This window comes from Pseudomonas sp. 2VD (genome assembly GCF_005503585.1).
GTDB lineage: Bacteria > Pseudomonadota > Gammaproteobacteria > Pseudomonadales > Pseudomonadaceae > Pseudomonas > Pseudomonas aeruginosa.
Map to the genome: position 1 here is coordinate 1 of NZ_SCND01000305.1, position 7,302 is coordinate 7,302.

At 66.6% G+C, this 7,302-nt stretch carries 4 protein-coding genes and 2 pseudogenes; 4 read left to right on the forward strand and 2 right to left on the reverse strand.

Annotated features, from left to right (window positions below; genetic code table 11):
- Nucleotides 1-79: 79 nt before the first annotated feature.
- Nucleotides 80-568, reverse strand: a pseudogene (locus FFS27_RS25095) (bifunctional proline dehydrogenase/L-glutamate gamma-semialdehyde dehydrogenase PutA); the annotation flags it as partial.
- A gap of 463 nt (nucleotides 569-1,031) precedes the next feature.
- On the opposite strand from FFS27_RS25095, the gene FFS27_RS25100 reads away from it, so the two are divergent.
- On the forward strand, nucleotides 1,032-3,095 hold the full coding sequence (locus FFS27_RS25100) for a TonB-dependent receptor (RefSeq protein ID WP_003085587.1): 2,064 nt from the start codon (nucleotides 1,032-1,034) through the stop codon (nucleotides 3,093-3,095).
- A gap of 121 nt (nucleotides 3,096-3,216) precedes the next feature.
- Here the strand turns inward: FFS27_RS25100 and FFS27_RS25105 are convergent, their stop codons facing one another.
- Nucleotides 3,217-3,969: an AraC family transcriptional regulator gene (locus tag FFS27_RS25105; protein ID WP_137952269.1), complete on the reverse strand. Its 753-nt coding sequence runs from the start codon at nucleotides 3,967-3,969 to the stop codon at nucleotides 3,217-3,219.
- 190 nt (nucleotides 3,970-4,159) lie between these two features.
- Here FFS27_RS25105 and lon point away from each other — a divergent pair, with 190 nt between their 5' ends.
- The 3 genes and pseudogenes from lon to FFS27_RS34105 form a co-directional block, all read left to right on the forward strand.
- Nucleotides 4,160-6,559 (forward strand): endopeptidase La, encoded by a 2,400-nt coding sequence (gene lon / locus FFS27_RS25110; protein WP_003085583.1) that lies wholly within the window; start codon nucleotides 4,160-4,162, stop codon nucleotides 6,557-6,559.
- Between the two features lie 110 nt (nucleotides 6,560-6,669).
- Nucleotides 6,670-7,074 (forward strand): protease inhibitor I42 family protein, encoded by a 405-nt coding sequence (locus tag FFS27_RS25115; RefSeq protein ID WP_003085581.1) that lies wholly within the window; start codon nucleotides 6,670-6,672, stop codon nucleotides 7,072-7,074.
- Nucleotides 7,075-7,172: 98 nt separating this feature from the next.
- A pseudogene (locus tag FFS27_RS34105) lies at nucleotides 7,173-7,302 on the forward strand (hypothetical protein); the annotation flags it as partial.

Sequence of the window (7,302 nt, forward strand, 5' to 3'; positions counted from 1 at the left end):
CGCAGGAGTGCGTCGAGGGTATCGACGGCGTTGTCCCGGCTGCGCACGGTTTCGATCAGTGCGCGGGCGTTGCGGCGGATAGCCTCGATGCCGTCGGGACCGGGGTCGGCGAGGTGCGTTCGTCGATGTTCACCACCTTGCCGGTCATCACCAGGCCCCAGGCGGCGAAATTGACCAGAACGTTGTCGCTCTGGCCGAGATGGCGATGCCAGTCGGCGGCGGACAGCTTGTCGCGGATCAGCGCGTCGGCGGTCGCCGCGTCAGGCACACGCAACAGCGCCTCGGCCAGACACATCAGCATCAGGCCTTCCTGGGTGTCCAGGCTGTATTGGCGCAGGAGTGCGTCGAGGGTATCGACGGCGTTGTCCCGGCTGCGCACGGTTTCGATCAGTGCGCGGGCGTTGCGGCGGATAGCCTCGATGCCGTCGGGACCGGGGTCGGCGAGCTGCAGCAGTTCGCCCAGGTAGGCTTCCTCGTCGACCGCGTAGTTGGCGCTGATGACAGGGAAGAATTCGGCTGCGGACCGGGTCTGGTCCTCGCCCTGCAAGACGTGACTGGCTTTGAACATCACGCCCTCCTCTTGTGGAGCCATTGTTATTGAAAGAAGTCCGGCCAGGCGTCCATTGCCCGGGGCACCGCCGCCGACGGGTTGTGCCGGCGGCGCGGCACGTCCTGTGGCGCGGGAATACGGATCAGTATGGGTCAGGCCCATTCCGCCGGCGCGAGGCACCAGCGGATAGCGGAATGTAGTGGCTGCGAGAGGGGCGATTCTTGCGAAAGACTCTGGAGTTTTTGCGGAAAACTCCTGGCCGCGGAACTTTCCCGTTCCTCTTCGCCGGCAGGCATGCGGACATTGCCGCTGCTCGTCGGCACGACGCCATGCAGAGTGGCTACGCGGGTCTATCGACACAAAAAGAAATAATATAACATCCCAATAAATACGCCGATCCGACCCCATCGCCCTTCCTCCGGGAAGGGCCTGGGTTCGTTTTGGCCTGAAAAAAGTCCGACCCATGACCATGGAGCCCGCAATGTCCTCTTCCGGCCTTTTCCCTTCCCGTCCGCTCTGGCCTCTCACGCCACTGGCGCTGGCCTGCCTGATCGTTTCGGGGGAAACGCTCGGTGCCGACGGCCGCCCCAGCGAATTGCCCTCCCAGGTGATCACCGCCAACCCACTGGGCAACGAATCTCCCGCCACGCCCAGCAGCGTGCTCGAAGGCGACGAGCTGACCCTGCGTCAGAAAGGCAGCCTCGGCGAAACCCTCAACGGCCTGCCCGGGGTGTCCTCCACCTACTTCGGACCGGGCGCCAGCCGACCGGTGATCCGCGGCATGGACGGCGACCGCATCCGCCTGCTGCGCAACGGCGTCGGCGCGCTCGACGCCTCGTCGCTGTCCTACGACCACGCGGTGCCGGAAGACCCCAACAGCGTCGAGCGCCTGGAAGTGGTACGCGGCCCGGCCGCCCTGCTCTACGGCGGCAATGCCATCGGCGGGGTGGTGAACAGCTTCGACAACCGCATCCCCAGCGAACCCGTCGACGGCATCCACGGCAGCGGCGAACTGCGCTACGGCGGCGCCGACACCACCCGTAGCCGCTCCGGCGCACTGGAGGCCGGCGACGGCAACTTCGCCCTGCACGTGGACGCCGCCAGCCGCGAGTTCAACGACGTCAGGATTCCCGGCTACGCCCATTCCAGCCGCCAGCGGCAGATCGACGGCGACACCGGCAAGCATCGGGTGCAGAACAGCGACGGCCGCCAGGATGGCGGCGCCGTCGGTGGCTCCTATCACTGGGAGCACGGTTACGCCGGCCTCTCCTACAGCGGCTACGACAGCAACTATGGCTCGCCGGCCGAGGACGACGTGCGCCTGAAGATGCAGCAGGACCGCTACGCCTTCGCCTCCGAGATCCGCGACCTCGAAGGCCCGTTCACCTCGCTGAAGCTGGACGCCGCCTATACCAAGTACGAGCACAAGGAAATCGAGGACGGCGAGACCGGCACCACCTTCAAGAACGAAGGCTACGAAGGCCGCATCGAGGCCCGCCACCGCCCGCTCGGCCCGCTGAACGGGGTGGTCGGCGCGCAGTTCGCCAACAGCCGCTTCTCCGCCCTCGGCGAGGAAGCCTTCGTGCCGCACACGGAAACCGACAGCGCCGCGCTGTTCGCCCTGGAGGAATGGAAGCTCAGCGACCGCCTCGACCTCAGCTTCGGCGCCCGCCTGGAGCACACCCGCGTGGACCCCGACGCCAAGGGCAACGAGCGCTTCGCCGAGAACGACGGTTCACAGAGCTTCACCACCGGCAGCCTGTCCACCGGCGCGGTGTACAAGCTGACGCCGATCTGGTCGCTGGCCGCCACCCTCAGCTACACCGAGCGCGCACCGACCTTCTACGAGCTGTACGCCAACGGTCCGCACGCCGCCACCGGCACCTACGAGGTAGGCGATGCCGACGCGGACAAGGAAAAGGCGGTCTCCACCGACCTCGCCCTGCGCTTCGACAACGGCGTGCACAAGGGCAGCGTTGGGGTGTTCTACAGCCGCTTCTCCAACTACATCGGCCTGCTCGCCAGCGGTCGCCATCGCAACGAGGAAGGCGAAGTGGTCGCCGCCAGCGATGACGAGGCGCTGCCGGAATACCTCTACAGCGGCGTTCGCGCGGACTTCTACGGCGTCGAGGCGCAGGACCGCATCCACCTGCTGGAAAGCCCGTACGGCAACTTCGACCTGGAACTCTCCGGGGACTACACCCGCGCCAAGAACAAGGACACCGGCGAACCGCTGCCACGCATCGCCCCGCTACGCCTGAACACCGCGCTGATCTGGGAGTTGCAGCAGTGGCAGGCGCGGGTCGACGTCGAACACGCCGCCTCGCAGCACCGCGTGCCGGAGGAAGAACTCTCCACCGACGGCTACACCACCCTCGGCGCCAGCCTCGGCTACAACTTCGACCTCGGCGAGAGCCGCTGGCTGGCCTTCGTCAAGGGCACCAACCTGACCAACCAGACCGTGCGCTACGCCAGTTCGATCCTGCGCGACCGGGTGCCGGCGGCGGGACGCGGCATCGAGGCGGGGGTGAAGGTGGCGTTCTGAGACAGGCCGTGCGGGACGAATTCGCTCGGCGGATGACGTCCGCGCCGTTATCCGTATATGGACTCCTGCCGGTAGGGCGAATAACCGCCTGCGGTTATCCGCCGAAGGTGGCGGACGGCGCTCAGCCCTTGCGCAGCGACTTCGGCGTCAGCCCCAGGTAGCGGCGCATCGCCGTGGTCAGCGCGCTCTGGCTGGAGAAGCCGCATTCCTCGGCGATCCGCACCAGAGGCAAGCGGCTTTCCCGCAGCAACCGCGCGGCGCAGTCGAGGCGGACCTTGAGCAGGTACTGGTGCGGGGTCAGGCCGACGCTGTCCTTGAACTGCGCGTGGAAATGGCTCGGGCTGAGACAGGCGACCTGGGCCAGTTCGGCGACCGTGATGCGCCGCGCCAGGTTCCGCACGATATGCGCGTCCAGGCGCTCCAGGTCGAGCGGCCCGCTGGCCGCCAGGGGCTGCTGCTTGCCGAACAGGCGCAGGTGCAGGGCGCGGATCAGCACTCCGCCGAGGGCACGGGTCAGCAGCGGGTCGCTGCCGTAGCGGGCCAGTTCGGCGCCGGCGTAGCTGAGCAGGTTCTGGAAGTCGGCGTCCAGGGTCGGGTAGCGCGGCGCCTCGAACAGGCGCGCGAGCAGGTCGGGGTCTTCCGGGGTCGGGTTGTCCTCGCCCAGGTCGATGATCAGCATGCGGTTGTCGCCCACCCCGGCGAACACGTGGCCCGCCTCGCCCGGCACCAGGCAGGCGCGCATCCGGCAGACTTCCCCGCCACAGCCGTTGACCTCGAATTCGGCGCGCCCGGCCAGCGACATCACCAGTTGGTGATGCTCGTGGGCGTGGGTGTGCGACTTGTCGGGCAGACGGATGAGGCGGGTGTCGAACATCAACGGCAACTGCTCAATTTTTGCGCACTCTACTCGACTTGCCCGACGCTGCCCAGCACCTTGCCGCAAGTGGTACCCGCGTACCGCGTACTGCGTGGAAACCTTCGGCAACATCCTTGAACGGACAGGGATTGAAACCCGCCCCCGGGGCCCCATCTAGACTCTCATGTTTCAGTCAGTCAGGTGCCTCATGAGCGACCAGGACGTTAATCCCGAACACATCAGCGACGCGCAGCCCGCCGGCACCGGCCTGGTGCTGCCCGGCCAGACCCTGCCGACCACCCTCTACGTGATCCCGATCCACAACCGCCCCTTCTTCCCGGCGCAGGTGCTGCCGGTGATCGTCAACGAAGAACCCTGGGCGGAAACCCTCGAACTGGTGGCCAAGACCGACCACCATTCGCTGGCCCTGTTCTTCATGGACAATCCTCCGGAAGACCCGCGCCACTTCGACGTCAACAGCCTGCCCGAGCACGGCACGCTGGTCCGGGTGCACCATGCCTCGCGCGAGGGCGGCAAGCTGCAGTTCGTCGCCCAGGGCCTCTCGCGGGTGCGTATCCGGGGCTGGATCAAGCGCCATCGTCCGCCGTTCATGGTGGAGGTGGACTATCCGAAGACCCCGATCGATCCCAGTGACGAAGTGAAGGCCTACGGCATGGCCCTGATCAACGCGATCAAGGAGCTGCTGCCGCTCAACCCGCTGTACAGCGAGGAACTGAAGAACTACCTGAACCGCTTCAGTCCCAACGACCCGTCGCCGCTCACCGACTTCGCCGCGGCCCTGACCACCGCGCCCGGCGGCGAACTGCAGGAAGTGCTGGACACCGTGCCGATCCTCAAGCGGATGGAGAAGGTCTTGCCGCTGCTGCGCAAGGAGGTGGAAGTCGCGCGCCTGCAGAAGGAGCTGTCCGCCGAGGTCAACCGCAAGATCGGCGAACACCAGCGCGAATTCTTCCTCAAGGAACAGTTGAAGATCATCCAGCAGGAGCTGGGCATCACCAAGGACGACAAGAGCGCCGACGCCGACGAATTCCGCGCCCGCCTGGAAGGCAAGGTGCTGCCCGAGCAGGCGCGCAAGCGTATCGACGAAGAGCTGAACAAGCTGTCGATCCTCGAGAGCGGCTCGCCCGAGTACGCCGTCACCCGCAACTACCTGGACTGGGCCACAGCCCTGCCCTGGGGCGTGTACGGCAAGGACAAGCTCGACCTCAAGCATGCGCGCAAGGTCCTCGACAAGCATCACGCGGGCCTCGACGACATCAAGGATCGCATCCTCGAATTCCTCGCCGTGGGTAGTTTCAAGGGCGAGATCGCCGGTTCCATCGTGCTCCTGGTCGGCCCGCCGGGGGTGGGCAAGACCAGCATCGGCAAATCCATCGCCGAGAGCCTCGGCCGGCCGTTCTACCGCTTCAGCGTCGGCGGCATGCGCGACGAGGCGGAGATCAAGGGCCACCGCCGCACCTACATCGGCGCCCTGCCCGGCAAGCTGGTGCAGGCGTTGAAGGAAGTCGAGGTGATGAACCCGGTGATCATGCTCGACGAAATCGACAAGCTCGGCGCCAGCTACCAGGGCGACCCGGCCTCGGCGCTGCTGGAAACCCTCGACCCGGAGCAGAACGTCGAATTCCTCGACCACTACCTGGACCTGCGCCTGGACCTGTCCAAGGTGCTGTTCGTCTGCACCGCCAACACCCTCGACTCGATCCCCGGACCGCTCCTCGACCGGATGGAAGTGATCCGCCTGTCCGGCTACATCTCCGAGGAAAAACTGGCCATCGCCAAGCGTCACCTGTGGCCCAAGCAGTTGGAAAAGGCCGGCGTGCCCAAGGGCCGCCTGAGCATCAGCGATGCCGCGCTGCGTGCGGTGATCGAGGGCTATGCGCGGGAAGCCGGGGTGCGCCAGTTGGAGAAACAGCTCGGCAAGCTGGTGCGCAAGTCGGTGGTCAAGCTGCTGGAGGATCCCGAGTCGAAGGTGAAGATCGGTCCCAGGGACCTCGAGGACTACCTCGGCATGCCGGTGTTCCGCAGCGAGCAGGTGCTTTCCGGGATCGGCGTGATCACCGGGCTGGCCTGGACCAGCATGGGCGGCGCCACCCTGCCGATCGAGGCGACCCGCATCCACACGCTGAACCGTGGCTTCAAGCTCACCGGCCAGCTCGGCGACGTGATGAAGGAATCCGCCGAGATCGCCTATAGCTACATCGGCTCGCACCTGAAGAAGTATGGCGGCGACCCGACCTTCTTCGACCAGGCCTTCGTCCACCTGCACGTGCCGGAAGGCGCCACGCCCAAGGACGGCCCCAGCGCCGGCGTCACCATGGCCAGCGCCCTGCTCTCCCTGGCGCGCAACCAGGTGCCGAAGAAAGGCGTGGCGATGACCGGCGAACTGACCCTGACCGGCCAGGTCCTGCCCATCGGCGGGGTCCGCGAGAAGGTGATCGCCGCGCGCCGGCAGAAGATCTTCGAGCTGATCCTGCCGGAAGCCAACCGCGGCCACTTCGAAGAGTTGCCCGACTATCTCAAGGAAGGGCTGACCGTGCATTTCGCCAAGCGCTACGGCGACGTGGCCAAGGTGCTGTTCCCGGCCTGAGCCGGCGGCGGATGGCCGACCGGTTCGGCCATCCGCCGTGCCAACCTTGGCGCTCGGGCGCCGGCAGGGTTTATGCTGGCGCCCTTTCCATTCGAGCCGAGGAGCGCTGCATGTCCTTTTCCCCCTCCCGTCTGCTGCTGCCATTGTCCATCGTGGTCCTGGCCGGCTGCGCCGGGCAACAGAAGCCGGTGGTCACCCTGGACGACGCCGACGACTGTTCGCCGCTGAAGCTGACGCAAGGCCAGGAACTGGTGCTGACCCTGCCGAGCAATCCCACCACCGGCTTCCGCTGGGAACTGCGCAACCCCGCCGCCAGTGTGCTCAAGCGCCTTGGCCCGGAGGTCTACAGCAATTCCGAAGAAGACAGCGGCCTGGTTGGCAGCGGCGGCGAATCGACCTGGCGCTTCCGCGTCGCCGCCAGCGGCGACGACCGCCTGGAACTGGTCTACCGGCGGCCCTGGGAAAAGGACGCGGAACCGGCGGAAAGCTTTTCCTGCGCGATCCAGGTGCGCTGAAACCGCTGCCCGCGGCGGACACATTCTGTACGAAGACCGACGTCCTGCGCCGTGGCGACCTGGCCTATCCTGACAGGCCCCGTCGCCCCGAGGACTCCATGCTCCGCGCCTCCTTCGTCCTGCTCGCCCTGTCCTGCGCCGCTCCGCTGCCCTCGCTGGCCGAACCGTTGCGCTTCGCAGGCGCCTCACCCTCTCTACAACCCCTCTGCCCCTCCCCAACCATCATCA

Bases quoted from the DNA above. Each gene is read 5' to 3' on its own strand.
- FFS27_RS25105 (WP_137952269.1), bottom strand. From the start codon at position 3,969: ATGTTCGACACCCGCCTCATCCGTCTGCCCGACAAGTCGCACACCCAC.
- lon (WP_003085583.1), top strand. From the start codon at position 4,160: ATGAGCGACCAGGACGTTAATCCCGAACACATCAGCGACGCGCAGCCC.
- FFS27_RS25115 (WP_003085581.1), top strand. From the start codon at position 6,670: ATGTCCTTTTCCCCCTCCCGTCTGCTGCTGCCATTGTCCATCGTGGTC.
- FFS27_RS25100 (WP_003085587.1), top strand. From the start codon at position 1,032: ATGTCCTCTTCCGGCCTTTTCCCTTCCCGTCCGCTCTGGCCTCTCACG.